The following is a 25,189-nucleotide window of genomic DNA, read 5'->3' as shown; positions in this document are numbered from 1 at the left end:
AGAAACCGGAGAAGTAGTGCCTACGATCCAGCAGCTGGTCCGGAAGGGCCGGCAGGACAAGGTCGAGAAGACAAAGACCCCCGCGCTTGAGGCTTCGCCCCAGCGTCGCGGCGTCTGCACGCGAGTGTTCACGACCACCCCGAAGAAGCCGAACTCGGCGCTCCGTAAGGTCGCGCGTGTGCGTCTGACCTCCGGCATCGAGGTCACGGCCTACATTCCGGGTGAGGGACACAACCTGCAGGAGCACTCGATCGTGCTCGTGCGTGGTGGCCGTGTGAAGGACCTGCCGGGTGTTCGTTACAAGATCATCCGCGGTGCGCTTGACACCCAGGCTGTCAAGAACCGCAAGCAGGCCCGCAGCCGCTACGGCGCCAAGAAGGAGAAGTAAGAATGCCTCGTAAGGGCCCCGCCCCGAAGCGCCCGGTCATCATCGACCCGGTCTACGCATCTCCTCTGGTGACGTCGCTCATCAACAAGATCCTCCTGAACGGCAAGCGCTCCACCGCCGAGCGCATCGTTTACGGCGCCATGGAAGGCCTCCGCGAGAAGACCGGCGCTGACCCGGTCATCACGCTGAAGCGCGCGCTGGAGAACGTCAAGCCGTCGCTCGAGGTCAAGTCCCGCCGTGTCGGTGGCGCCACCTACCAGGTGCCGATCGAGGTCAAGCCCGGTCGCGCGTCCACCCTCGCGCTGCGCTGGGTCGTGGGTTACTCCCGCGCCCGTCGTGAGAAGACCATGACCGAGCGCCTCATGAACGAGCTGCTCGACGCCTCCAACGGTCTTGGCGCTGCCGTCAAGAAGCGCGAGGACACGCACAAGATGGCCGAGTCCAACAAGGCCTTCGCGCACTACCGCTGGTAGTCCCACCCCACATCGAGACCGAGAGAAGACCGAAGCCTTATGGCTACCACTTCGCTTGACCTGGCCAAGGTCCGCAACATCGGGATCATGGCCCACATCGACGCGGGCAAGACGACCACCACCGAGCGCATCCTGTTCTACACCGGTGTGTCTTACAAGATCGGTGAGGTCCACGACGGCGCCGCCACGATGGACTGGATGGAGCAGGAGCAGGAGCGTGGTATCACCATCACGTCTGCCGCGACGACCTGCCACTGGCCCCTCGAAGACGTTGACCACACCATCAACATCATCGACACCCCGGGCCACGTCGACTTCACCGTCGAGGTGGAGCGTTCGCTCCGCGTCCTCGACGGCGCCGTCACCGTCTTCGACGGTGTCGCCGGTGTCGAGCCGCAGTCCGAGACGGTTTGGCGTCAGGCCGACCGTTACGGCGTGCCGCGCATCTGCTTCGTGAACAAGCTGGACCGTACCGGCGCCGAGTTCTTCCGCTGCGTTGACATGATCACGGACCGCCTCGGCGCGACCCCGATCGTCATGCAGCTCCCGATCGGCGCCGAGATGGACTTCCAGGGCGTTGTCGACCTGGTGCGCATGAAGGCCCTCGTCTGGTCCGCGGAAGCCTCCAAGGGCGAGATGTACGACGTCGTCGACATCCCCGCCTCGCACACCGAGCTCGCCGAGGAATGGCGCGGCAAGCTCGTCGAGGCCGTCGCGGAGAACGACGAAGAGCTGATGGAACTGTTCCTGGAGGGCGTCGAGCCCACCGAGGAGCAGCTCTACGCCGCTGTTCGCCGTATCACCATCGCGTCCGGCAAGGGCGGCGACACCACCGTCACCCCCGTGTTCTGCGGCACCGCGTTCAAGAACAAGGGCGTTCAGCCCCTGCTCGACGCCGTCGTGCGCTACCTGCCCTCCCCCCTGGACGTCGAGGCCATCGAAGGCCACGACGTCAAGGACGCGGAGGTCGTGGTCAAGCGCAAGCCGTCCGACTCCGAGCCGCTGTCGGCCCTCGCGTTCAAGATCGCGAGCGACCCGCACCTCGGCAAGCTCACCTTCGTCCGGATCTACTCCGGTCGCCTGGAGGCCGGCACCGCGGTGCTGAACTCCGTCAAGGGCAAGAAGGAGCGCATCGGCAAGATCTACCGCATGCACGCGAACAAGCGTGAGGAGATCGACTCGGTGGGCGCCGGCGACATCGTCGCCGTCATGGGCCTGAAGCAGACCACCACCGGTGAGACGCTGTGTGACGACAAGAACCCGGTCATCCTGGAGTCCATGGACTTCCCGGCCCCGGTCATTCAGGTCGCCATCGAGCCCAAGTCCAAGGGTGACCAGGAGAAGCTGGGTGTTGCCATCCAGCGTCTCGCGGAGGAGGACCCCTCCTTCCAGGTTCACTCGGACGAGGAGACCGGCCAGACCATCATCGGTGGTATGGGCGAGCTTCACCTCGACATCCTCGTCGACCGCATGCGTCGCGAGTTCAAGGTCGAGGCGAACGTCGGCAAGCCGCAGGTGGCCTACCGCGAGACGATCCGCAAGACCGTCGAGCGTCACGACTACACCCACAAGAAGCAGACCGGTGGTACCGGTCAGTTCGCCAAGGTGCAGATCGCGATCGAGCCCATCGAGGGTGGCGAGGCGACCTACGAGTTCGTGAACAAGGTCACCGGTGGCCGCATCCCGCGTGAGTACATCCCCTCCGTGGATGCCGGTGCGCAGGAAGCCATGAAGTTCGGCATCCTCGCCGGCTACGAGATGACCGGCGTCCGCGTCATTCTTCTCGACGGTGGCTACCACGAGGTCGACTCCTCCGAACTCGCGTTCAAGATCGCCGGTTCGCAGGCCTTCAAGGAGGCCGCGCGCAAGGCTTCTCCCGTGCTCCTTGAGCCGATGATGGCCGTTGAGGTCACCACGCCCGAGGACTACATGGGTGAGGTCATCGGCGACATCAACTCTCGCCGTGGCCAGATTCAGGCCATGGAGGAGCGTCACGGTGCTCGCATCGTGAAGGGCCTCGTGCCGCTTTCGGAGATGTTCGGCTACGTCGGAGACCTCCGCAGCAAGACCTCGGGTCGCGCCAGCTACTCGATGCAGTTCGACTCCTACGCCGAGGTTCCCCGGAACGTCGCTGAGGAGATCATCGCGAAGGCCAAGGGCGAGTAACTCTTCCGAGTACACGCTTTAGGCTTGTCACCGGAGCCTCTGGGGCAACAGGAGTACACCTCCCGCTGCCCCGGGGGAACCGGCTATCCAGCAAAGATCACCTGGCGCCGATCTGTAAGGCGTACAGAACCACTCTCCAGGAGGACCCCCGTGGCGAAGGCGAAGTTCGAGCGGACTAAGCCGCACGTCAACATCGGCACCATCGGTCACATTGACCACGGTAAGACGACCCTCACGGCCGCCATTACCAAGGTGCTGCATGACGCGTACCCGGACCTGAACGAGGCCTCGGCCTTCGACCAGATCGACAAGGCTCCTGAGGAGCGCCAGCGCGGTATCACCATCTCCATCGCGCACGTCGAGTACCAGACCGAGGCGCGTCACTACGCCCACGTCGACTGCCCCGGTCACGCGGACTACATCAAGAACATGATCACGGGTGCCGCGCAGATGGACGGCGCGATCCTCGTGGTTGCGGCCACCGACGGCCCGATGCCGCAGACCAAGGAGCACGTGCTCCTGGCCCGCCAGGTCGGCGTTCCCTACATCGTTGTCGCCCTGAACAAGGCCGACATGGTGGACGACGAGGAGATCCTGGAGCTCGTCGAGCTCGAGGTCCGTGAGCTGCTCTCCGAGTACGACTTCCCGGGCGACGACCTTCCGGTCGTTCAGGTCTCCGCGCTCAAGGCTCTTGAGGGCGACAAGGAGTGGGGCGAGAAGCTTCTCGGCCTGATGGCCGCGGTCGACGAGGCCATCCCGACCCCTCCGCGTGACACCGAGAAGCCGTTCCTGATGCCCGTCGAGGACGTCTTCACGATCACCGGTCGTGGCACCGTCGTCACCGGTCGCATCGAGCGTGGTGTCCTGAAGGTCAACGAGACCGTTGACATCATCGGCATCAAGCAGGAGAAGACCACCACCACGGTCACCGGCATCGAGATGTTCCGCAAGCTGCTCGACGAGGGCCAGGCGGGCGAGAACGTCGGTCTGCTCCTCCGTGGCATCAAGCGCGAGGACGTCGAGCGCGGCCAGGTCATCATCAAGCCCGGTTCGGTCACGCCGCACACCGAGTTCGAGGCCGCCGCGTACATCCTGTCGAAGGACGAGGGTGGCCGTCACACCCCGTTCTTCAACAACTACCGCCCGCAGTTCTACTTCCGTACCACGGACGTAACGGGCGTCGTGACCCTTCCCGAGGGCACCGAGATGGTCATGCCCGGTGACAACACCGACATGACGGTCAACCTCATCCAGCCTGTCGCGATGGAAGAGGGCCTGAAGTTCGCCATCCGTGAGGGTGGTCGTACGGTCGGCGCCGGCCAGGTCACCAAGATCACGAAGTAATTTCGCGGTCTGACCTGGTGGCTCGCGAGAGCGGGCACCACGTTTGACAGAGGGGCCCCCTCCCCGACGCTTCGGCGTCGAGGAGGGGGCCCTTCGTCGTTGGCGCCCACCGTGTCGCCTCGTGTGGTGCGCGGAACCGCGCGTGCCCCCTCGTCCGGGGCGGCCCGATCGCCGTACGCGGGGCTCCTGCCGGAGGCCGGGCGGGGGTGTGTAAGGATCCGCACCGCATGCGTTGGATCTTTACGGGGGCGGGACATGGGCAGCAACGACGACGGCGCCGGATCGGGCGTGTCCGACGAGGCGTGGGAGCGGTTCGCGCGGGAGGTCGGGGGCGGCGGGGGAGTCGCGCCGAACGAGCCGTCCGCGCGGGCGCGGATGGTGACCGAGCGGCTGCGTCGGGAGGACGAGGAGCGGGCCGCCGCGGAGCGGGGATGGCGCGGGCGACGGGCCCGGGCGGCCCGTCGGGCCGCCGAGCCGCAGGGGTGGCGGACCGGGCCCGCGTGGCAGGGGAGGGACGGGGCCCGGACGGGGAACCGGCGGCTCAAGGCGGGCGCGGGCATCGTGTTCATCGCCGCCCTGGCCCTGGTCGTCGTACGGCCGGAGCTGCTCATCGACCGGCTGACCGGGGAGGACTCCGAGCGGGCCACGGCGCAGGCCGCGCAGCCGCTCCCCGCCGAGTCCGTACGTCCCACGGCGGCTCCGTCGGCCGACCCGGACCGGCCCACGCTCAGGGAACCCTTCCGCGGCTCCCCGGCGTTCCAGTGGGCCGAAGGGGCGAACGCGATCGAGGTGCCGGAGGCGAAGGCCGTCGGCGGCCTGTCGAAGGAGCGGGTGGCCCAGGCGCTCACCCTGACCAAACAGCTCCTGGTCGCCTCGAACATCGACCCCGCGACGCTGCGCGGAGAGCGCCCCGAGGTCGCCCTGAAGCTCTTGGAGCCCCTCCAGGAGGAAGGGGGCCGCTCGGTCTTCGCGGGGGCCCTGGACAAGCCGTCCAAGGACGCCGACCCGACCTGGCTGTTCAGCCGCTTCGACCCGGCCGAGGTCCGGCCGGTCGGCGAGGTCGTCAAGGTCCGCGGCCGGATGAGCTTCGAGGCCGGCGCGACGGACGGCGAGGTGCGGGTGCGCGCCGACTACACCTTCGTCTACCCGCTGGTGAAGGCCGCGCCCGGCTCGGACCAGGTGGAACGCACGATCGTGCGCCGGCAGATGAGCCTGTACGTGAACGACCCGGCCAGGTTCGTGGTGACCCCCGGGACCCTCCAGTACGGCGAGCACCGGGAGGAGTTCGGCAACGACAGCTGCGGGATCTTCGACGGATACATGCACCCGCAGTTCGACCACGACGCGGTACGGGGCGACCAGCCCTCGGCGAAGCCGATGGATCCGTACGACCGCAGCAAGGACCTCGACGACCGGACCTCGGCGGAGTGCCGGACGCTCTCCCGCTCCTGACCAGCGGCCCTGACGGGCCCCGTCGCGCCGGCACGGTTTGACGTGTCTGCGCGGAGGGGTATTCTTCTGCGCCCGATTGGCGCAGTACGTGTCTTGTATGGCAGACTACTCAAGTTGCTCGGTTGAGTGCCGATGCTGCGCGCCTCCCGCCGGGAGGACCGGAAGCGAGTCCCACAGTACTCGTCGCCCTTACCTGCCCCTCGGGGCAGCAATGGGGGCGGACGTACGGGAATCTTCTGGGAAGTGTCAGCACGGTGCGGACCAGGCACCCGGTGGGTGTTTCTCCCCCGAAGCGCGGTCTTGGGACCGTACCCCCTTGGACGAGGGAATTTCCGTATGGGAATTTTCTGTGGAGGGTGTGCGACACGCCCGACCGCGTGGGTCGGAGGGAAGCGGTGGAGAGATCCACAGCCGCCCGGGAGCCAGAGCGTTTCCACAACAGACAGGACTACGGAGTAGCCATGGCGGGACAGAAGATCCGCATCCGGCTCAAGGCCTACGACCACGAGGTCATCGATTCGTCGGCGAAGAAGATCGTCGAGACGGTGACGCGCACTGGTGCGTCGGTCGCGGGCCCGGTGCCGCTGCCCACTGAGAAGAACGTGTACTGCGTCATCAAGTCGCCGCACAAGTACAAGGACTCGCGCGAGCACTTCGAGATGCGCACGCACAAGCGCCTGATCGACATCCTCGACCCGACCCCCAAGACCGTTGACTCGCTGATGCGCCTGGACCTTCCGGCCGGCGTTGACATCGAGATCAAGCTCTGAGAGGCGTCGAGAAGATGGCAAAGCAGATCAAGGGCGTCCTGGGCGAGAAGCTCGGCATGACCCAGGTCTGGGACGAGAACAACCGTGTCGTCCCGGTGACCGTGGTCAAGGCCGGACCCTGCGTCGTTACCCAGGTCCGTAAGAACGACATCGACGGCTACGAGTCGGTCCAGATCGCCTTCGGCGAGATCGACCCTCGCAAGGTGAACAAGCCCCTCAAGGGCCACTTCGCCAAGGCCGACGTGACCCCCCGCCGCCACCTGGTGGAGCTCCGCACCTCCGACGCCGGCGAGTACACGCTCGGCCAGGAGATCACCGCCGCTGTGTTCGAGTCGGGCGTCAAGGTCGACGTCACGGGCAACAGCAAGGGCAAGGGCTTCGCCGGTGTCATGAAGCGTCACAACTTCAAGGGCCTCGGCGCCGGTCACGGTGTCCAGCGCAAGCACCGCTCCCCCGGTTCGATCGGTGGCTGCGCCACCCCTGGGCGTGTCTTCAAGGGCATGCGCATGGCCGGTCGTATGGGCAACGAGCGCGTCACCACCCAGAACCTGACCATCCACGCGGTTGACGCGGAGAAGGGTCTGCTCCTCATCAAGGGCGCGGTCCCCGGTCCGAACGGCGGCCTCGTCCTGGTCCGTACCGCGGCCAAGGGGGCTTGAGGTAATGAGCACCATTGACATCCTTTCGCCGGCAGGCGACAAGGCCGGTACCGTCGAGCTCCCCGCGGAGATCTTCGACGCGAAGACCAGCGTTCCGCTGATCCACCAGGTCGTTGTCGCTCAGCTGGCTGCTGCCCGTCAGGGCACGCACAAGACCAAGCGTCGTGGCGAAGTCCGTGGTGGTGGCCGCAAGCCGTACCGCCAGAAGGGCACCGGCCGCGCCCGCCAGGGTTCGACCCGCGCTCCGCAGTTCGTCGGCGGTGGCGTCGTCCACGGCCCGCAGCCGCGTGACTACTCGCAGCGGACCCCGAAGAAGATGAAGGTCGCCGCCCTCCGCGGTGCCCTCTCGGACCGCGCGCGTCACTCCCGCATCCACGTCGTCACCGACGTGGTCGAGGGTGCCGCCTCCACGAAGGCCGCCAAGACGCTGTTCGGCAAGATCTCGGAGCGCAAGAACCTGCTCCTGGTCGTCGACCGCGCCGACGAGGCCGCGTGGCTGTCCGCCCGCAACCTGCCCCAGGTTCACATCCTGGAGCCGGGCCAGCTGAACACGTACGACGTGATCGTCTCTGACGACGTGGTCTTCACCCAGGCCGCTTTCGAGTCCTTCGTGTCTGGCCCCAAGGCCGATGAGACCGAAGGGAGCGACGCCTGATGTCTGAGGCGACCGTTACCAGCAAGACCTTCACTGACCCGCGCGACCTGCTGATCAAGCCGGTTGTCTCGGAGAAGAGCTACGCGCTGCTGGACGAGAACAAGTACACGTTCATCGTCGCGCCTGGCGCCAACAAGACCCAGATCAAGCAGGCCGTCGAGGCGGTCTTCTCGGTCAAGGTCACCGGGGTCAACACGATCAACCGTCAGGGTAAGCGCAAGCGCACCAAGACCGGTTTCGGCAAGCGCGCGAACACCAAGCGCGCCATCGTGACCCTCGCTGAGGGCGACCGAATCGACATCTTCGGCGGCCAGGCCTCCTAACGGAGTCCTGAGTCGTCCGGAATCGGACGAGGACTGAGAAATGGGTATCCGCAAGTACAAGCCGACGACCCCGGGCCGTCGTGGCTCCAGCGTCGCCGACTTTGTCGAGATCACGCGGTCCACGCCGGAGAAGTCGCTGGTTCGCCCGCTGCACAGCAAGGGCGGCCGTAACAACACCGGTCGGATCACTGTTCGTCACCAGGGTGGCGGCCACAAGCGCGCCTACCGTGTGATCGACTTCCGTCGTCACGACAAGGACGGCGTGCCGGCGAAGGTCGCGCACATCGAGTACGACCCCAACCGCACCGCGCGTATCGCGCTGCTGCACTACGCCGACGGCGAGAAGCGCTACATCATCGCGCCGAAGGCCCTGAAGCAGGGTGACCGGATTGAGAACGGCCCGACGGCCGACATCAAGCCCGGCAACAACCTGGCGCTGCGCAACATCCCGGTTGGTACGACGATCCACGCGATCGAGCTGCGTCCCGGTGGCGGTGCGAAGTTCGCCCGCTCCGCCGGTGCGTCCGTGCAGCTGCTGGCGAAGGAGGGCACGATGGCCCACCTTCGTATGCCGTCCGGAGAAATCCGCCTGGTCGACGCGCGCTGCCGCGCCACCGTCGGTGAGGTCGGCAACGCCGAGCAGTCGAACATCAACTGGGGCAAGGCCGGCCGCATGCGCTGGAAGGGCGTTCGCCCCTCCGTCCGCGGTGTCGCGATGAACCCGGTCGACCACCCGCACGGTGGTGGTGAGGGTAAGACCAGTGGTGGTCGCCACCCGGTCTCCCCGTGGGGTCAGAAGGAGGGTCGTACTCGCTCGCCGAAGAAGGCTTCGAGCAAGTACATCGTCCGCCGCCGCAAGACGAACAAGAAGCGCTAGGAGCGGGTTTAGATGCCGCGCAGTCTCAAGAAGGGACCCTTCGTCGACGGACACCTCATCAAGAAGGTGGACGTACAGAACGAAGCCGGTACCAAGAACGTCATCAAGACCTGGTCCCGTCGCTCGATGATCATCCCGGCAATGCTGGGTCACACCATCGCGGTGCACAACGGCAAGATCCACGTCCCGGTGTTCGTCACCGAGTCGATGGTCGGCCACAAGCTCGGCGAGTTCTCGCCGACTCGCACCTTCCGCGGCCACGTCAAGGACGACCGGAAGTCGAAGCGCCGCTAAAGGCGGGGTGGTTATGACTATGACTTACACCGAAGGGACAACCATGGAAGCCAGGGCCCAGGCGCGGTACATCCGCGTCACGCCCATGAAGGCCCGCCGAGTGGTGGACCTTATCCGTGGCATGGATGCCACGGAGGCTCAGGCGGTCCTGCGTTTCGCCCCGCAGGCCGCGAGCGTGCCGGTTGGCAAGGTGCTGGACAGCGCCATTGCCAATGCCGCACACAACTACAACCACCCGGACGCCTCCACGCTGGTCATCAGCGAGGCGTTCGTGGACGAGGGCCCGACCCTGAAGCGGTTCCGTCCGCGTGCGCAGGGCCGTGCCTACCGGATCCGCAAGCGGACCAGCCACATCACCGTGGTCGTCAGCAGCAAGGAAGGTTCCCGGTAATGGGCCAGAAGGTAAACCCGCACGGGTTCCGGCTCGGCATCACCACCGACTTCAAGTCGCGTTGGTACGCCGACAAGCTGTACAAGGACTACGTCAAGGAAGACGTCGCCATCCGCAGGATGATGACGTCCGGCATGGAGCGCGCCGGCATCTCGAAGGTTGAGATCGAGCGCACCCGTGACCGCGTGCGTGTGGACATCCACACCGCTCGTCCGGGCATCGTCATCGGCCGCCGTGGCGCCGAGGCCGACCGCATCCGCGGTGACCTCGAGAAGCTCACGGGCAAGCAGGTCCAGCTGAACATCCTCGAGGTCAAGAACCCCGAGCTTGACGCTCAGCTGGTTGCCCAGGCCGTTGCCGAGCAGCTCTCCTCCCGCGTCTCCTTCCGTCGCGCCATGCGTAAGAGCATGCAGGGCACGATGAAGGCCGGCGCCAAGGGCATCAAGATCCAGTGCGGCGGTCGCCTCGGCGGCGCCGAGATGTCCCGCTCCGAGTTCTACCGCGAGGGTCGTGTGCCGCTGCACACGCTGCGCGCGAACGTGGACTACGGCTTCTTCGAGGCCAAGACCACCTTCGGCCGTATCGGTGTGAAGGTCTGGATCTACAAGGGCGACGTCAAGAACATCGCCGAGGTTCGCGCCGAGAACGCCGCGGCCCGTGCGGGCAACCGCCCGGCTCGTGGTGGCGCGAACGACCGCCCGGCCGGTGGCCGCGGTGGTCGTGGTGGCGAGCGTGGCGGCCGTGGCGGCCGCAAGCCGCAGCAGGCTGCTGGTGCCGAGGCCCCCAAGGCCGACGCTCCCGCCGCCGCTCCGGCTGAGAGCACCGGAACGGAGGCCTGACCGACATGCTGATCCCTCGTAGGGTCAAGCACCGCAAGCAGCACCACCCCAAGCGCCGCGGTATGGCCAAGGGCGGTACTGAGGTCTCGTTCGGCGAGTACGGCATCCAGGCGCTCACCCCCGCCTACGTGACGAACCGCCAGATCGAGGCGGCTCGTATTGCGATGACCCGTCACATCAAGCGTGGCGGCAAGGTCTGGATCAACATCTACCCGGACCGTCCGCTCACGAAGAAGCCCGCCGAGACCCGCATGGGTTCCGGTAAGGGTTCTCCCGAGTGGTGGATCGCGAACGTGCACCCGGGTCGGGTCATGTTCGAGCTGTCCTACCCGAACGAGAAGATTGCTCGTGAGGCGCTCACCCGCGCTGCTCACAAGCTTCCGATGAAGTGCCGGATTGTTCGGCGCGAGGCAGGTGAGTCGTGATGGCGACGGGAACCAAGGCGTCCGAGCTGCGTGAGCTCGGCAACGAGGAGCTCGTTGGCAAGCTGCGCGAGGCCAAGGAAGAGCTGTTCAAGCTGCGCTTCCAGGCGGCCACGGGCCAGCTGGAGAACAACGGCCGGCTCAAGTCCGTCCGTAAGGACATCGCCCGGATCTACACCCTGATGCACGAGCGCGAGCTCGGCATCGAGACGGTGGAGAGCGCCTGATGAGCGAGAAGAATGTGACTGAGACCCAGGACCGCGGCTTCCGCAAGACCCGTGAGGGCCTCGTCGTCAGCGACAAGATGGACAAGACTGTCGTCGTCGCCGTCGAGGACCGCGTGAAGCACGCCCTGTACGGCAAGGTCATCCGCCGTACGAACAAGCTCAAGGCTCACGACGAGCAGAACGCTGCCGGCGTCGGCGACCGCGTCCTCATCATGGAGACGCGTCCGCTGTCGGCGAGCAAGCGCTGGCGCATCGTCGAGATCCTCGAGAAGGCCAAGTAAGTACCTGAGGGGTTTCCCTCAGGTTCGTTCCGCCAGGCTCGGTGGGGGCCGCGCTCCTCGGAGTGAAGCCCCCGCCGGGAACCGGCAGACAATCAGGAGATAGACGTGATCCAGCAGGAGTCGCGACTGCGTGTCGCCGACAACACTGGTGCCAAGGAGATCCTTTGCATCCGTGTTCTCGGTGGCTCGGGTCGCCGCTACGCGGGCGTCGGTGACGTCATCGTCGCCACCGTCAAGGACGCGATCCCCGGCGGCAACGTGAAGAAGGGTGACGTCGTCAAGGCTGTCATCGTTCGCACCGTCAAGGAGCGCCGCCGCCAGGACGGCTCGTACATCCGTTTCGACGAGAACGCCGCTGTCATTCTCAAGAACGACGGCGACCCTCGTGGCACCCGTATCTTCGGCCCGGTGGGCCGTGAGCTGCGCGAGAAGAAGTTCATGAAGATCATCTCGCTCGCGCCGGAGGTGCTGTAAGCATGAAGATCAAGAAGGGCGACCTGGTTCAGGTCATCACCGGTAAGGACAAGGGCAAGCAGGGCAAGGTCATCACGGCCATCCCTACTGAGAACCGCGTCCTCGTCGAGGGTGTCAACCGGGTCAAGAAGCACACCAAGGCCGGTCAGACCGCTGGTGGTTCGCAGACCGGTGGCATCGTGATCACCGAGGCGCCGATCCACGTCAGCAACGTTCAGCTGGTTGTGGAGAAGGACGGCCAGAAGGTCGTCACCCGCGTCGGATACCGCTTCGACGACGAGGGCAACAAGATCCGCGTTGCCAAGCGGACGGGTGAGGACATCTGATGGCTACCACTCCGCGTCTCAAGACGAAGTACCGCGAGGACATCGCGGGCAAGCTGCGTGAGGAGTTCTCCTACGAGAACGTCATGCAGATTCCCGGCCTCGTGAAGATCGTGGTCAACATGGGTGTGGGCGACGCCGCCCGCGACTCCAAGCTGATCGACGGCGCCATCAAGGACCTGACGACGATCACCGGTCAGAAGCCGGCCGTCACGAAGGCCCGGAAGTCCATCGCGCAGTTCAAGCTGCGCGAGGGTCAGCCGATCGGCTGCCACGTCACCCTCCGTGGTGACCGCATGTGGGAGTTCCTGGACCGTACGCTGTCGCTCGCGCTTCCGCGTATCCGTGACTTCCGTGGTCTGTCGCCGAAGCAGTTCGACGGCCGTGGCAACTACACCTTCGGTCTCACGGAGCAGGTCATGTTCCACGAGATCGACCAGGACAAGATCGACCGTACCCGGGGTATGGACATCACCGTGGTCACCACGGCGACCAACGACGACGAGGGCCGTGCCCTCCTTCGTCACCTCGGCTTCCCCTTCAAGGAGGCGTAAGCGAGATGGCGAAGAAGGCTCTCATCGCGAAGGCTGCCCGCAAGCCCAAGTTCGGTGTGCGTGCGTACACCCGCTGCCAGCGCTGCGGTCGCCCTCACTCCGTGTACCGCAAGTTCGGCCTGTGCCGCGTCTGCCTTCGTGAGATGGCTCACCGTGGCGAGCTGCCGGGCGTGACCAAGAGCTCCTGGTAATTCCCTCCTGTCCTTAGGGACTTGGAGAGAACCAGAGACTCTCGGTAAGCATCTGGACGGCAGGTGCCCGGCCGCGCATGCCTTAGGCTTGTGTGGTTGGGCGTCTGCCGCCCATAACGACTTACTACGCCGTAGGTCCCCGCACCGCACCCGTCCCGCCACTGAGTGGGGAGAGGGATGGCGCATACAGGAAACCCCGGCGAGAGAGGCCGAAGGCCACTTCATGACCATGACTGACCCGATCGCAGACATGCTCACGCGTCTGCGTAACGCTAACTCGGCGTACCACGACACCGTCGTGATGCCGCACAGCAAGATCAAGTCGCACATCGCAGAGATCCTCAAGCAAGAGGGTTTCATCACCGGCTGGAAGGTCGAGGACGCCGAGGTCGGCAAGAACCTCGTCCTCGAGCTGAAGTTCGGGCCGAACCGTGAGCGCTCCATCGCGGGCATCAAGCGGATCTCGAAGCCCGGTCTGCGCGTGTACGCGAAGTCCACCAACCTGCCGAAGGTGCTTGGCGGCCTGGGCGTGGCGATCATCTCCACGTCCCACGGTCTCCTCACCGGCCAGCAGGCAGGCAAGAAGGGCGTAGGTGGGGAAGTCCTCGCCTACGTCTGGTAGTCGGGAACGGAGGAAAAGCAATGTCGCGAATCGGCAAGCTCCCCATCCAGGTTCCCGCCGGTGTGGACGTCACCATCGATGGCCGCACGGTCGCGGTGAAGGGCCCCAAGGGTTCCCTCTCGCACACCGTCGCTGCGCCCATCGCCGTCGCCCAGGGTGAGGACGGCGTTCTGAACGTCATCCGCCCCAACGACGAGCGTCAGAACAAGGCCCTGCACGGCCTGTCCCGCACGCTGGTGGCGAACATGATCACCGGTGTGACCACGGGATACGTCAAGGCTCTCGAAATCAGCGGTGTCGGTTACCGCGTCGCCGCGAAGGGCTCCGACCTGGAGTTCCAGCTTGGCTACAGCCACCCGATCCTGATCGAGGCGCCCGAGGGCATCTCCTTCAAGGTCGAGTCGCCCACCAAGTTCACGGTCGAGGGCATCGACAAGCAGAAGGTCGGCGAGGTCGCCGCCAACATCCGCAAGCTGCGGAAGCCCGACCCGTACAAGGCCAAGGGTGTCAAGTACGCCGGCGAAGTCATCCGCCGCAAGGTCGGAAAGGCTGGTAAGTAGCCATGGCATACGGTGTGAAGATCGCCAAGGGCGACGCGTACAAGCGCGCTGCCAAGGCTCGCCGCCACATCCGCATTCGCAAGAACGTGTCGGGTACGGCGGAGCGTCCGCGCCTCGTCGTGACGCGTTCCAACCGCAACATCGTTGCTCAGGTCATCGACGACCTCCAGGGTCACACCCTGGCGTCCGCGTCGACCCTGGACACCTCGATCCGCGGTGGCGAAGGCGACAAGAGCGCCCAGGCCCAGGCCGTCGGCGCGCTCGTGGCCGAGCGTGCGAAGGCTGCCGGAGTCGAGACCGTTGTCTTCGACCGCGGTGGCAACCGATACGCCGGGCGCATTGCCGCTCTGGCTGACGCCGCCCGCGAAGCCGGGCTGAAGTTCTAAGCCCCGGTTCCGGGACTCACGGACGTAACAGAGAGAGGTAATCCAATGGCTGGACCCCAGCGCCGCGGAAGCGGTGCCGGTGGCGGCGAGCGGCGGGACCGGAAGGGTCGCGACGGTGGCCCTGCCGCCGAGAAGACCGCTTACGTTGAGCGCGTTGTCGCGATCAACCGCGTCGCCAAGGTTGTCAAGGGTGGTCGCCGCTTCAGCTTCACCGCGCTGGTCGTGGTGGGCGACGGTGACGGCACTGTAGGTGTCGGTTACGGCAAGGCCAAGGAAGTTCCCGCGGCCATCGCCAAGGGTGTCGAGGAAGCCAAGAAGAACTTCTTCAAGGTTCCGCGCATCCAGGGCACCATCCCTCACCCGATCACGGGCGAGCGTGCCGCGGGCGTCGTGCTCCTGAAGCCGGCTTCCCCCGGTACCGGTGTTATCGCCGGTGGCCCGGTGCGCGCCGTTCTGGAGTGCGCCGGCGTTCACGACATCCTGTCGAAGTCGCTCGGCTCTTCCAACGCGATCAACATCGTGCACGCGACCGTGGCGGCCCTCAAGGGCCTGCAGCGTCCCGAGGAGATCGCGGCTCGCCGTGGTCTGCCCCTCGAGGACGTCGCCCCCGCGGCTCTGCTTCGTGCACGTGCCGGGGCGGGTGCGTAATGGCTCGCCTCAAGATCACGCAGACGAAGTCGTACATCGGCAGCAAGCAGAACCACCGCGACACTCTGCGTTCGCTCGGGCTCAAGCGCCTGAACGACGTGGTCGTCAAGGAGGACCGCCCCGAGTTCCGCGGAATGGTGCAGACCGTCCGCCACCTCGTGACGGTTGAGGAGGTTGACTAACATGGCTGAGAACAGCCCGCTGAAGGCCCACAACCTCCGTCCCGCCCCCGGCGCCAAGACCGCGAAGACCCGTGTCGGTCGTGGTGAGGCGTCGAAGGGTAAGACGGCCGGTCGTGGTACGAAGGGCCAGAAGGCCCGTTACCAGATCCCGCAGCGCTTCGAGGGTGGGCAGATGCCCCTCCACATGCGTCTGCCGAAGCTCAAGGGCTTCAAGAACCCGTTCCGCACCGAGTTCCAGGTCGTCAACCTGGACAAGCTCGGCGCTCTCTACCCCGAGGGTGGAGAGGTCACGGTGGCCGACCTGGTCGCCAAGGGCGCGGTTCGCAAGAACAGCCTCGTCAAGGTCCTGGGCCAGGGCGAGATCTCCGTTGCGCTGCAGGTCTCGGTTGACGCCGTTTCCGGCTCCGCCAAGGAGAAGATTGCCGCCGCTGGTGGCACGGTCACCGAGCTCGTCTAAGACGAAACTCAGTGATTAATAGCTGAAACCCGACCGGGGATGCCTCACATATGGGGCATCCCCGGTTGGTCGTTCCACGGAGGGCCATGTCGCCGGTAAGGTGGCCTGCACCTTTGCTTGTACGTAATCGTCGATCCCTCAGACCGTCACCTCTGACGCAGTAGCGCGGGGGTCGCAGGAGGCACCGTGCTCACCGCGTTCGCCCGGGCGTTCAAGACGCCCGACCTGCGCAAGAAGCTGTTCTTCACGCTCGCCATCATCGTGTTGTTCCGCCTCGGGTCCCACATCCCGGTGCCCGGCGTGAACTACAAGAACGTTCAGTTCTGTGTGGACCAGGCCGGGAGCGGCAACAGCCTGTTCGGTCTCGTCAACATGTTCAGTGGTGGCGCGCTGTTGCAGATCACGATCTTCGCGCTCGGCATCATGCCGTACATCACGGCGAGCATCATCCTGCAGCTGCTGACCGTGGTCATCCCGAAGCTGGAGAACCTCAAAAAAGAGGGTCAGTCCGGCACGGCGAAGATCACTCAGTACACGCGCTATCTGACGGTCGCGCTCGCGATCCTCCAGGGCACCGGCCTCGTCGCCACCGCGAAGAGCGGCGCCCTCTTCGGGTCCTGCCAGCTCCGCAGTCAGATCGTCCCGGACCACTCGATCTTCACCATGGTCGTCATGGTCATCACCATGACCGCCGGTACCTGCGTCGTCATGTGGCTCGGTGAGCTGATCACCGACCGCGGCATCGGCAACGGCATGTCGATCCTCATGTTCATCTCGATCGCCGCCGGCTTCATCGGCGCCCTCTGGCAGATCAAGCTCCAGGGCAAGATCGCCGACGGTTGGGTCGAGTTCGGCGTCGTCATCCTGGTCGGGCTCGCGATGGTGGCCCTCGTGGTCTTCGTCGAGCAGGCGCAGCGCCGCATCCCGGTCCAGTACGCGAAGCGCATGATCGGTCGCCGCGCTTACGGCGGCACCTCGACGTACATCCCGCTCAAGGTGAACCAGGCCGGTGTCATCCCGGTCATCTTCGCCTCGTCGCTGCTGTACATCCCGGCCCTGATCGTCCAGTTCAGCGGTTCCACCGCCGGCTGGGCCACCTGGATCCAGAAGCACTTCGTCAAGGGCGACCACCCGTACTACATCGCCGTCTACTTCCTCCTGATCGTCTTCTTCGCGTTCTTCTACGTGGCGATCTCGTTCAACCCCGAGGAAGTTGCCGACAACATGAAGAAGTATGGTGGGTTCATCCCGGGCATCCGCGCCGGCCGACCCACCGCCGAGTACCTCAGCTACGTACTCAACCGGATCACCTGGCCGGGGTCGCTGTACCTGGGTCTCATTGCTCTCGTGCCGACGATGGCGTTGGCGGGCTTCGGAGCGAACCAGAACTTCCCGTTCGGCGGGACGAGCATCCTGATCATCGTGGGTGTCGGTCTGGAAACCGTGAAGCAGATCGAGAGCCAGCTCCAGCAGCGTAATTACGAAGGGTTCCTCCGCTGATGCGAATCGTCCTCGTCGGACCCCCCGGTGCGGGCAAGGGAACGCAGGCCGCGTTCCTTGCCAAGAACCTGTCGATCCCGCACATCTCCACGGGCGACCTGTTCCGCGCCAACATCAGCCAGAACACGGAGCTCGGCCGGCGCGCCAAGGCGTTCATGGACGCCGGTGACCTCGTCCCCGACGAGATCACGATCGGCATGGCGAAGGACCGGATGGAGCAGGCGGACGCCGCGAACGGCTTCCTGCTCGACGGTTTCCCGCGGAACGTCTCGCAGGCCGTCGCGCTGGACGAGATGCTGCGGACCGCCGGCATGAAGCTGGACGCCGTCCTCGACCTGGAGGTCGAGGAGGACGAGGTCGTCAAGCGCATCGCCGGTCGTCGGATCTGCCGGAACGACTCGGCGCACGTCTTCCACGTCACCTACGCCCCGGCGAAGGCCGAGGGCGTCTGCGACACCTGCGGTGGCGAGCTGTACCAGCGCGGTGACGACTCGGAGGCCACGGTCCGCAACCGGCTGGAGGTCTACCACACGCAGACCGAGCCGATCATCGACTACTACAAGGCCCAGGGCCTGCTCGTGACCATCCCGGCCCTCGGTGAGGTCGCGGACGTCACGAAGCGCGCGATGGAAGCCCTGAAGAAGTAGTACCCCCTGCTGTGCAGGTACGGCCGCGGTGTCCTCAGGGCGCCGCGGCCGTACTGTTGAGAAGTCCCGATTCAGAAGGTGGAAGGCACGTCCATGGTGCAGCTCAAGACGCCCGAGCAGATCGCCAAGATGCGGGAGGCCGGGCTGGTCGTCGCGGCGATCCACGCGGCGACCCGTGAGGCGGCCGTGCCGGGCGCCACGACGCGTGATCTGGACATGGTGGCCCGCAAGGTGATCGCCGACGCCGGAGCGAAGTCGAACTTCCTCGGCTACGGCGGATTCCCGGCGACGATCTGCACCTCGGTCAACGAGGTCGTCGTCCACGGCATCCCGGACGACAAGACCGTCCTCAAGGACGGCGACGTGATCTCGATCGACGCGGGCGCCATCGTGGACGGCTGGCACGGAGACGCCGCGTACACCGCCTTCGTGGGCACTGGGCACGCGCCTGAGCTCCTGGAGCTCTCGCGGGTGACCGAGGAGTCCATGTGGGCCGGCATCGCCGCCATGAAGCTCGGCAACCGCCTCGTGGACATCTCCAAGGCGATCGAGGGCTACATCCGTCGCCAGCCGCGTCCCGCGACCGGCAAGTACGGGATCATCGAGGACTACGGCGGCCACGGCATCGGGTCCGAGATGCACATGGACCCCCACCTGTTGAACTACGTCTCGCGCAAGCGGGGCAAGGGGATCAAGCTCGTTCCGGGCATCTGCCTGGCGATCGAGCCGATGGTCTCCCTGGGCACCCCCCAGACGGAGGTGCTGGCGGACGACTGGACGGTCATCACGACCGACGGCACCTGGTCCTCCCACTGGGAACACTCCATCGCCCTGACCGAGGCGGGTCCGATCGTGCTGACCAGCCCCGACTGCGGCAAGGCGAAGCTGGCGGAGTACGGGGTCACCACGGCCCCGGACCCGCTGGGCTGACCGCGGGCGTACGGGCTCGGCGCCGCGGTCGTGCGCTCGACGGACGGAGTCCGGCGCAGCCGTGCGAAGCATGTGAGGCGCGCCGGCGCCGAGCCCGCGAGCGCGGGGTGGGAAGAGGGGCCGGGGTCACCACGGCCCCGGACCCGCTCGGTTAATGATCTACAATGTGGGGCAAACTTTCCGGATTCGTCTTTCCGGAAGCCCTGACGTAGACTGATGCGTCGGCTCTCGTGCACCTCCATGCCTGCATGGGCGCGAGCGCCGATCAAGGTAGCCGATTCGAAAGGCGAAGCGTGGCCAAGAAGCAAGGTGCCATCGAAATCGAGGGCACCGTGATCGAGTCCCTCCCGAACGCGATGTTCAAGGTGGAACTCCAGAACGGTCACAAGGTCCTCGCGCACATCAGCGGCAAGATGCGCATGCACTACATCCGCATCCTCCCTGATGACCGGGTTGTCGTGGAGCTCTCTCCGTACGACCTGACGCGTGGCCGGATCGTCTACCGATACAAGTAGATCTTGTCTTCACTCCCGTCTGGGCGTCTTGTCCCGGCGCGGGTGGTGGCACTGACCCGGAGAACCTCACCCAATGAAGGTCAAGCCGAGCGTCAAGAAGATCTGCGACAAGTGCAAGGTGATCCGCCGTCACGGTCGGGTCATGGTCATCTGCGACAACCTGCGCCACAAGCAGCGCCAGGGCTGACGCACGCCGACCGACCTGCACTCCGCAGTTCTTCGCGCGACGTAAGAAAACGTACATACGCAGAATCCGCCCAGCCCTGACCAGGGCCGGCGGCACCTCCGGCGGGGGCCGGGGACCCGGACGTACCACCACCCATCAGGTGTGGTCGGCGGTCGGGGTCGATTCTGCTGAAGACCCCCGAACACACAGGAGCCATTGAATGGCACGCGTTTCCGGTGTCGACATCCCGCGCGAAAAGCGCGTGGAGATCGCACTCACCTACGTCTTCGGTGTCGGTCGCACCCGGTCCAAGGAAATCCTTGCGGCCACCGGTGTGAACCCCGACACCCGCGTTCGTGACCTGGCCGAAGAGGACCTGGTCAAGATCCGCGAGTACGTGGACGCCAACCTCCGCACCGAGGGTGACCTCCGCCGCGAGATCCAGGCCGACATCCGCCGCAAGGTCGAGATCCAGTGCTACCAGGGTGTTCGCCACCGTCGTGGCCTCCCGGTGCACGGTCAGCGCACCAGCACGAACGCCCGTACCCGCAAGGGTCCGCGTCGCGCGATCGCCGGTAAGAAGAAGCCGGGCAAGAAGTAGTCCTGTTCAGCGGTCTTGCGCTGTAGGACCGACCACCTCCCGTAGGAGATTTAGATGCCCCCCAAGGGTCGTCAGGGCGCTGCCAAGAAGGTGCGCCGCAAGGAAAAGAAGAACATCGCTCATGGGCACGCCCACATCAAGAGCACGTTCAACAACACCATCGTCTCGATCACGGACCCCTCGGGCAACGTGATCTCCTGGGCCTCCGCCGGCCACGTCGGCTTCAAGGGCTCGCGCAAGTCCACCCCCTTCGCCGCGCAGATGGCCGCCGAGTCGGCCGCCCGCCGCGCGCAGGAGCACGGCATGCGCAAGGTTGACGTCTTCGTCAAGGGTCCGGGCTCCGGCCGCGAGACCGCGATCCGCTCCCTCCAGGCCACCGGCCTCGAGGTCGGCTCGATCCAGGACGTCACCCCCACCCCGCACAACGGCTGCCGCCCGCCGAAGCGCCGCCGCGTCTGACGCGACGGACGCACCTGTGCGTCTTTGAGTGTCCGGGCGGTACGAACCCCTCGCGGGGGACGTGCCGCCCGTACCCTTGCTGTACGTAGTGCCCGTCGGACGTCAAATAGTGGGCGTCCACGACTGAAGGAACACACATGCTTATCGCTCAGCGTCCGTCGCTGACCGAAGAGGTCGTCGACGAGTACCGCTCGCGGTTCGTGATCGAGCCGCTGGAGCCGGGCTTCGGTTACACCCTCGGCAACTCCCTGCGCCGCACGCTCCTGTCCTCCATCCCGGGTGCCGCTGTCACCAGCATCCGCGTGGACGGCGTCCTGCACGAGTTCACCACCGTGCCGGGCGTCAAGGAAGACGTCACCGACATCATCCTCAACATCAAGCAGCTGGTCGTCTCCTCGGAGCACGACGAGCCGGTCGTGATGTACCTGCGCAAGCAGGGTCCCGGCCTGGTCACCGCTGCCGACATCGCGCCCCCGGCCGGTGTCGAGGTGCACAACCCGGACCTCGTCCTCGCCACGCTCAACGGCAAGGGCAAGCTGGAGATGGAGCTGACCGTCGAGCGCGGTCGCGGCTACGTCTCCGCCGTCCAGAACAAGCAGCTGGGCCAGGAGATCGGTCGCATCCCGATCGACTCCATCTACAGCCCGGTCCTCAAGGTCACCTACAAGGTCGAGGCGACCCGAGTCGAGCAGCGCACCGACTTCGACAAGCTGATCGTCGACGTCGAGACCAAGCAGGCCATGCGCCCGCGTGACGCCATGGCGTCCGCCGGCAAGACCCTGGTCGAGCTGTTCGGTCTGGCCCGCGAGCTCAACATCGACGCCGAGGGCATCGACATGGGCCCCTCGCCGACGGACGCGGCCCTGGCCGCCGATCTGGCGCTGCCGATCGAGGAGCTGGAGCTCACGGTCCGCTCCTACAACTGCCTCAAGCGCGAGGGCATCCACTCCGTGGGCGAGCTCGTCGCCCGCTCCGAGGCCGACCTGCTCGACATCCGCAACTTCGGTGCGAAGTCGATCGACGAGGTCAAGGCGAAGCTGGCCGGCATGGGCCTGGCCCTCAAGGACAGCCCGCCCGGATTCGACCCGACCGCCGCCGCCGACGCCTTCGGCGCCGACGACGACGCGGACGCCGGTTTCGTCGAGACCGAGCAGTACTGAGCACCATCGTGAACTTTCCCGGGGCGTCCGCCCCGGGGGAACTGACACCGGTACCTGACACGGCCGGTGCAGATATGAAGGAGTAAGACCATGCCGCGTCCCGCAAAGGGTGCCCGTCTGGGCGGCAGCGCCGCGCACGAGAAGCACCTCCTCGCGAACCTCGCGAAGGCGCTCTTCGAGCACGGCCGCATCACCACCACCGAGGCCAAGGCCCGTCGCCTGCGTCCCTACGCCGAGCGTCTGGTCACCAAGGCCAAGAAGGGCGACATCCACAACCGTCGCCTGGTGCTGCAGACGATCACGGACAAGAGCATCGTGCACACGCTGTTCACCGAGATCGCCCCGCGCTACGAGAACCGCCCCGGTGGTTACACGCGCATCACCAAGGTCGGCAACCGTCGTGGCGACAACGCCCCGATGGCCGTCATCGAGCTGGTCGAGGCCCTGACGGTCGCCCAGCAGGCCACCGGTGAGGCCGAGGCCGCCACCAAGCGCGCCGTCAAGGAAGCCGAGGCCGCCGAGGCCCCGGCCGCCGAGGAGACCAAGGAGGCCTGATCCTCCGGGATCGCGTCTGCTTGAACGGCTCTGAACGGGCCCGCCCCTTTCCGGGGCGGGCCCGTTCTGCGTTGCCCCGGTGGTATCCGTGTTTCTGAGAGGATCGCTCACGTGAGTGACGAGGTGGAGCCCGGGCACGTCCGGGTGCGGCTGGACCTGTCGTACGACGGCAAGGACTTCTCCGGCTGGGCGAAGCAGCGCGTGCTGCGGACCGTGCAGGGCGAGCTGGAATCGGCCCTGAAGACCGTGATGCGGCTGTCCGAGCCCGTCGAACTGACCGTGGCCGGGCGTACGGACGCCGGGGTGCACGCCCGCGGGCAGGTCGCGCAGTTCGACCTGGCCGAGGAGGTGTGGGCCGAGCACCACGACAAGCTGCTGCGCAGGCTCGCGGGGAGGCTGCCGCACGACGTCCGGGTGTGGCGGGCCGCCGAGGCCCCCGAGGGCTTCAACGCGCGGTTCTCGGCGATCTGGCGCCGCTACGCCTACCGCGTCGGCGACCACCAGGCCGGCGTGGACCCGCTGCGCCGCGGGCACGTGCTGTGGCACCAGTGGCCGCTGGACGTGGACGCCATGAACGAGGCCTCCGCCGCGCTGCTCGGAGAGCACGACTTCGCCGCGTACTGCAAGAAGCGCGAGGGGGCCACGACCATCCGTACGCTCCAGCAGCTCGGCTGGGAGCGGGGCGCGGACGGGATCGTGACCGCGACCGTGCGCGCCGACGCCTTCTGCCACAACATGGTCCGCTCGCTGGTGGGGGCCCTGCTGCACGTCGGCGACGGCCACCGGCCGACCGACTGGCCGGGCACGGTGCTGGCCGCGGGCGTACGGGACTCCTCGGTGCACGTGGTGAAGCCGCACGGACTCACCCTGGAGGAGGTCGGCTACCCGGCCGACGAGCTGCTGGCCGCCCGCAGCAAGGAGGCGCGGAACCTGCGCACCCTCCCCGGGGCCGGCTGCTGCTGATCCGGGAGCCGATCCGGGACGGAATCGGTTTGGGTGGACGAGCGCCGGCCTGGAGAATGCGCGGCATGGGACATCTCGAAGTCAGCCACCTGGAGTACTACCTTCCCGACGGGCGGGTCCTGCTCCCCGACGTCTCCTTCCGTGTGGGGGAGGGCTCGGTGGTGTCCCTGGTGGGGGCGAACGGCGCCGGCAAGACCACTCTCCTCAAGTTGATCTCCGGCGACCTCCAGCCGCACGGCGGCGGGGTCACCGTCAGCGGCGGGCTCGGCGTGATGTCGCAGTTCGTGGGCTCCGTCCGGGACGAGACGACCGTGCGCGACCTGCTGGTGTCGGTGGCGCAGCCGCGGCTGCGGGAGGCCGCGAAGGCCGTGGACCGGGCCGAGCAGCTGATTCTCACGGTGGACGACGAGGCCGCGCAGATGGCGTACGCGCAGGCGCTCAGCGACTGGGCCGACGTACAGGGCTACGAGGCGGAGACCCTGTGGGACGTCTGCACCATGGCGGCGCTGGCGATCCCGTACGACAGCGCGCAGTTCCGCGAGGTGCGCACGCTGTCGGGCGGTGAGCAGAAGCGGCTGGTGCTGGAGGCGCTGCTGCGCGGGCCGGACGAGGTGCTGCTGCTCGACGAGCCGGACAACTACCTGGACGTCCCGGGCAAGCGCTGGCTGGAGGAGCAGCTCAAGACGACCCGCAAGACGGTGCTGTTCGTCTCCCACGACCGGGAACTGCTCACCCAGGCCGCTCAGAAGATCATCAGCCTGGAGGCGAGTCCGACGGGCAGCGACGTGTGGGTGCACGGCGCGGGCTTCGGGACGTACCACGAGGCCCGCAAGGAGCGCTTCGCGCGCTTCGAGGAGCTCAAGCGCCGCTGGGACGAGGAGCACGCCCGGCTGCGGGCCCTGGTGCTGCGGCTGCGCAACCAGGCGGCCTCCAGCCCCGACATGGCCTCGCGGTACCGGGCGATGCAGACCCGCTTCCAGAAGTTCGAGGAGGCGGGCCCGCCGCCGGAGCCGCCGCGCGAGCAGGACATCCGGATGCGGCTCAAGGGCGGGCGTACGGGCGTGCGCGCGCTGACCGTGGAGAACCTGGAGCTCACGGGGCTGATGAAGCCCTTCTCGCTGGAGGTCTTCTACGGCGAGCGGGTCGCGGTGCTCGGCTCGAACGGCTCCGGGAAGTCGCACTTCCTGCGGCTGCTCGCGGGCGAGGACGTCACGCACACGGGTACCTGGAAGCTGGGCGCGCGGGTGCTGCCGGGTCACTTCGCGCAGACCCACGCGCACCCCGAGCTCTTCGGGCGGACCCTCGTCGACATCCTGTGGACGGAGGCGGCGAAGCCGCTCGGCGCGGCGATGGGCGCCCTGCGCCGTTACGAGCTGGAGCGTCAGGCCGACCAGCCCTTCGAGAAGCTCTCGGGCGGCCAGCAGGCGCGTTTCCAGATCCTGCTGCTCGAACTGGCCGGCACCACTGCGCTGCTGCTGGACGAGCCGACGGACAACCTCGACCTGGAATCGGCGGAGGCCTTGCAGGACGGCCTGGAGTCGTACGACGGCACGGTGCTGTGCGTCACGCACGACCGCTGGTTCGCGCGCACATTTGACCGCTATCTGGTCTTCGGTTCGGACGGTGTTGTGCGGGAGACTCAGGAACCGGTGTGGGACGAGCGGCGGGTCGAGCGGAAGCGCTGAGGCCCTGCGGTGCGTTTCGACGGGCGGAGTCCGGCGCAGCCGACCGAAGC

General features: G+C 66.5%; 37 protein-coding genes. All 37 read left to right on the top strand.

Features of this window, described 5'->3' with window-relative positions:
- Window positions 1-16: 16 nt before the first annotated feature.
- Entirely contained in the window at window positions 17-388 is a 372-nt protein-coding gene (gene rpsL, locus ACIRO3_RS04470) for a 30S ribosomal protein S12 (RefSeq protein WP_007265893.1), read from the top strand.
- A 2-nt stretch (window positions 389-390) separates the two neighbouring features.
- Window positions 391-861: a 30S ribosomal protein S7 gene (gene rpsG / locus ACIRO3_RS04465; RefSeq protein WP_326588520.1), complete on the top strand. Its 471-nt coding sequence runs from the start codon at window positions 391-393 to the stop codon at window positions 859-861.
- Window positions 862-900: 39 nt separating this feature from the next.
- The gene (gene fusA / locus ACIRO3_RS04460) at window positions 901-3,027 is read left to right on the top strand and encodes an elongation factor G (RefSeq protein WP_361779712.1); all 2,127 of its coding nucleotides are present in this window, start codon (window positions 901-903) and stop codon (window positions 3,025-3,027) included.
- A gap of 150 nt (window positions 3,028-3,177) precedes the next feature.
- Window positions 3,178-4,371 (top strand): elongation factor Tu, encoded by a 1,194-nt coding sequence (gene tuf, locus ACIRO3_RS04455; protein WP_351915585.1) that lies wholly within the window; start codon window positions 3,178-3,180, stop codon window positions 4,369-4,371.
- A gap of 255 nt (window positions 4,372-4,626) precedes the next feature.
- Entirely contained in the window at window positions 4,627-5,823 is a 1,197-nt protein-coding gene (locus ACIRO3_RS04450; protein ID WP_404132201.1) for a hypothetical protein, read from the top strand.
- A gap of 461 nt (window positions 5,824-6,284) precedes the next feature.
- Window positions 6,285-6,593 carry a 30S ribosomal protein S10 gene (gene rpsJ / locus ACIRO3_RS04445; RefSeq protein WP_003948644.1) on the top strand — a complete coding sequence of 103 codons (309 nt, stop codon included), beginning with the start codon at window positions 6,285-6,287 and terminating at the stop codon, window positions 6,591-6,593.
- 14 nt (window positions 6,594-6,607) lie between these two features.
- Window positions 6,608-7,252, top strand: coding sequence for a 50S ribosomal protein L3 (gene rplC / locus ACIRO3_RS04440; protein ID WP_053682621.1), 645 nt, complete (start codon window positions 6,608-6,610; stop codon window positions 7,250-7,252).
- Between the two features lie 4 nt (window positions 7,253-7,256).
- Window positions 7,257-7,907, top strand: a complete 651-nt coding sequence (rplD, locus tag ACIRO3_RS04435) for a 50S ribosomal protein L4 (protein WP_365998807.1) — start codon at window positions 7,257-7,259, stop codon at window positions 7,905-7,907.
- Window positions 7,907-8,230: a 50S ribosomal protein L23 gene (gene rplW, locus ACIRO3_RS04430; RefSeq protein ID WP_037792012.1), complete on the top strand. Its 324-nt coding sequence runs from the start codon at window positions 7,907-7,909 to the stop codon at window positions 8,228-8,230. Before rplD ends, rplW begins: the two co-directional genes overlap by 1 nt.
- Before the next feature lie 40 nt (window positions 8,231-8,270).
- Window positions 8,271-9,107, top strand: a complete 837-nt coding sequence (gene rplB, locus ACIRO3_RS04425) for a 50S ribosomal protein L2 (RefSeq protein WP_008739715.1) — start codon at window positions 8,271-8,273, stop codon at window positions 9,105-9,107.
- A gap of 12 nt (window positions 9,108-9,119) precedes the next feature.
- Entirely contained in the window at window positions 9,120-9,401 is a 282-nt protein-coding gene (gene rpsS / locus ACIRO3_RS04420; RefSeq protein WP_023539342.1) for a 30S ribosomal protein S19, read from the top strand.
- Window positions 9,402-9,444: 43 nt separating this feature from the next.
- A complete protein-coding gene (rplV, locus tag ACIRO3_RS04415) occupies window positions 9,445-9,792 on the top strand; it encodes a 50S ribosomal protein L22 (protein ID WP_037792011.1) in 348 nt (115 codons plus the stop codon).
- Complete coding sequence (gene rpsC, locus ACIRO3_RS04410) at window positions 9,792-10,631, top strand: 30S ribosomal protein S3 (RefSeq protein ID WP_053682620.1); 840 nt, start codon at window positions 9,792-9,794, stop codon at window positions 10,629-10,631. Before rplV ends, rpsC begins: the two co-directional genes overlap by 1 nt.
- Window positions 10,632-10,636: 5 nt before the next feature.
- A complete protein-coding gene (gene rplP / locus ACIRO3_RS04405) occupies window positions 10,637-11,056 on the top strand; it encodes a 50S ribosomal protein L16 (protein ID WP_030026326.1) in 420 nt (139 codons plus the stop codon).
- Window positions 11,056-11,280 (top strand): 50S ribosomal protein L29, encoded by a 225-nt coding sequence (gene rpmC, locus ACIRO3_RS04400; protein ID WP_008739703.1) that lies wholly within the window; start codon window positions 11,056-11,058, stop codon window positions 11,278-11,280. The genes rplP and rpmC overlap by 1 nt, the downstream gene beginning before the upstream one ends.
- On the top strand, window positions 11,280-11,561 hold the full coding sequence (rpsQ, locus tag ACIRO3_RS04395; protein ID WP_053682619.1) for a 30S ribosomal protein S17: 282 nt from the start codon (window positions 11,280-11,282) through the stop codon (window positions 11,559-11,561). The genes rpmC and rpsQ overlap by 1 nt, the downstream gene beginning before the upstream one ends.
- Window positions 11,562-11,666: 105 nt before the next feature.
- The gene (gene rplN / locus ACIRO3_RS04390; protein WP_053682618.1) at window positions 11,667-12,035 is read left to right on the top strand and encodes a 50S ribosomal protein L14; all 369 of its coding nucleotides are present in this window, start codon (window positions 11,667-11,669) and stop codon (window positions 12,033-12,035) included.
- 2 nt (window positions 12,036-12,037) lie between these two features.
- Entirely contained in the window at window positions 12,038-12,361 is a 324-nt protein-coding gene (gene rplX, locus ACIRO3_RS04385; RefSeq protein WP_053682617.1) for a 50S ribosomal protein L24, read from the top strand.
- Window positions 12,361-12,912 (top strand): 50S ribosomal protein L5, encoded by a 552-nt coding sequence (gene rplE, locus ACIRO3_RS04380; protein WP_030388859.1) that lies wholly within the window; start codon window positions 12,361-12,363, stop codon window positions 12,910-12,912. Before rplX ends, rplE begins: the two co-directional genes overlap by 1 nt.
- 5 nt (window positions 12,913-12,917) lie before the next feature.
- Entirely contained in the window at window positions 12,918-13,103 is a 186-nt protein-coding gene (locus ACIRO3_RS04375; RefSeq protein ID WP_003956452.1) for a type Z 30S ribosomal protein S14, read from the top strand.
- A gap of 223 nt (window positions 13,104-13,326) precedes the next feature.
- The gene (rpsH, locus tag ACIRO3_RS04370) at window positions 13,327-13,725 is read left to right on the top strand and encodes a 30S ribosomal protein S8 (protein ID WP_007265911.1); all 399 of its coding nucleotides are present in this window, start codon (window positions 13,327-13,329) and stop codon (window positions 13,723-13,725) included.
- A 20-nt stretch (window positions 13,726-13,745) separates the two neighbouring features.
- Complete coding sequence (gene rplF, locus ACIRO3_RS04365) at window positions 13,746-14,285, top strand: 50S ribosomal protein L6 (RefSeq protein WP_361779695.1); 540 nt, start codon at window positions 13,746-13,748, stop codon at window positions 14,283-14,285.
- A gap of 2 nt (window positions 14,286-14,287) precedes the next feature.
- On the top strand, window positions 14,288-14,671 hold the full coding sequence (gene rplR, locus ACIRO3_RS04360) for a 50S ribosomal protein L18 (protein WP_008739696.1): 384 nt from the start codon (window positions 14,288-14,290) through the stop codon (window positions 14,669-14,671).
- 45 nt (window positions 14,672-14,716) lie between these two features.
- Window positions 14,717-15,319 carry a 30S ribosomal protein S5 gene (gene rpsE / locus ACIRO3_RS04355; RefSeq protein ID WP_053682615.1) on the top strand — a complete coding sequence of 201 codons (603 nt, stop codon included), beginning with the start codon at window positions 14,717-14,719 and terminating at the stop codon, window positions 15,317-15,319.
- Window positions 15,319-15,501 (top strand): 50S ribosomal protein L30, encoded by a 183-nt coding sequence (gene rpmD, locus ACIRO3_RS04350; RefSeq protein ID WP_053682614.1) that lies wholly within the window; start codon window positions 15,319-15,321, stop codon window positions 15,499-15,501. Before rpsE ends, rpmD begins: the two co-directional genes overlap by 1 nt.
- 1 nt (window position 15,502) lies before the next feature.
- Window positions 15,503-15,958: a 50S ribosomal protein L15 gene (gene rplO, locus ACIRO3_RS04345; protein WP_053682613.1), complete on the top strand. Its 456-nt coding sequence runs from the start codon at window positions 15,503-15,505 to the stop codon at window positions 15,956-15,958.
- 186 nt (window positions 15,959-16,144) lie between these two features.
- Window positions 16,145-17,458: a preprotein translocase subunit SecY gene (gene secY, locus ACIRO3_RS04340; protein ID WP_053682612.1), complete on the top strand. Its 1,314-nt coding sequence runs from the start codon at window positions 16,145-16,147 to the stop codon at window positions 17,456-17,458.
- Complete coding sequence (locus ACIRO3_RS04335) at window positions 17,458-18,105, top strand: adenylate kinase (RefSeq protein ID WP_053682611.1); 648 nt, start codon at window positions 17,458-17,460, stop codon at window positions 18,103-18,105. Before secY ends, ACIRO3_RS04335 begins: the two co-directional genes overlap by 1 nt.
- A gap of 93 nt (window positions 18,106-18,198) precedes the next feature.
- Window positions 18,199-19,035, top strand: coding sequence for a type I methionyl aminopeptidase (gene map / locus ACIRO3_RS04330; protein ID WP_365998808.1), 837 nt, complete (start codon window positions 18,199-18,201; stop codon window positions 19,033-19,035).
- A 293-nt stretch (window positions 19,036-19,328) separates the two neighbouring features.
- Complete coding sequence (gene infA, locus ACIRO3_RS04325; RefSeq protein ID WP_003956442.1) at window positions 19,329-19,550, top strand: translation initiation factor IF-1; 222 nt, start codon at window positions 19,329-19,331, stop codon at window positions 19,548-19,550.
- Between the two features lie 73 nt (window positions 19,551-19,623).
- Window positions 19,624-19,737: a 50S ribosomal protein L36 gene (gene rpmJ / locus ACIRO3_RS04320; RefSeq protein WP_003956441.1), complete on the top strand. Its 114-nt coding sequence runs from the start codon at window positions 19,624-19,626 to the stop codon at window positions 19,735-19,737.
- 199 nt (window positions 19,738-19,936) lie between these two features.
- Window positions 19,937-20,317 carry a 30S ribosomal protein S13 gene (gene rpsM / locus ACIRO3_RS04315; protein WP_053682609.1) on the top strand — a complete coding sequence of 127 codons (381 nt, stop codon included), beginning with the start codon at window positions 19,937-19,939 and terminating at the stop codon, window positions 20,315-20,317.
- A 54-nt stretch (window positions 20,318-20,371) separates the two neighbouring features.
- Window positions 20,372-20,776, top strand: coding sequence for a 30S ribosomal protein S11 (gene rpsK, locus ACIRO3_RS04310; protein ID WP_053682608.1), 405 nt, complete (start codon window positions 20,372-20,374; stop codon window positions 20,774-20,776).
- A gap of 137 nt (window positions 20,777-20,913) precedes the next feature.
- Window positions 20,914-21,936 (top strand): DNA-directed RNA polymerase subunit alpha, encoded by a 1,023-nt coding sequence (locus ACIRO3_RS04305; protein ID WP_008739666.1) that lies wholly within the window; start codon window positions 20,914-20,916, stop codon window positions 21,934-21,936.
- Between the two features lie 90 nt (window positions 21,937-22,026).
- A complete protein-coding gene (gene rplQ / locus ACIRO3_RS04300) occupies window positions 22,027-22,491 on the top strand; it encodes a 50S ribosomal protein L17 (RefSeq protein ID WP_053682607.1) in 465 nt (154 codons plus the stop codon).
- Between the two features lie 111 nt (window positions 22,492-22,602).
- On the top strand, window positions 22,603-23,454 hold the full coding sequence (gene truA, locus ACIRO3_RS04295; protein WP_404132183.1) for a tRNA pseudouridine(38-40) synthase TruA: 852 nt from the start codon (window positions 22,603-22,605) through the stop codon (window positions 23,452-23,454).
- 56 nt (window positions 23,455-23,510) lie between these two features.
- Entirely contained in the window at window positions 23,511-25,139 is a 1,629-nt protein-coding gene (locus tag ACIRO3_RS04290) for an ATP-binding cassette domain-containing protein (RefSeq protein ID WP_361779681.1), read from the top strand.
- The last annotated feature ends 50 nt before the right edge of the window (window positions 25,140-25,189 follow it).

Source organism: Streptomyces sp. NPDC102278 (assembly GCF_044766345.1).
Classification (GTDB): Bacteria; Actinomycetota; Actinomycetes; order Streptomycetales; family Streptomycetaceae; genus Streptomyces.
Note: the sequence above shows the minus strand (reverse complement) of the source record. Positions and strands in the feature narration are given on the sequence as shown.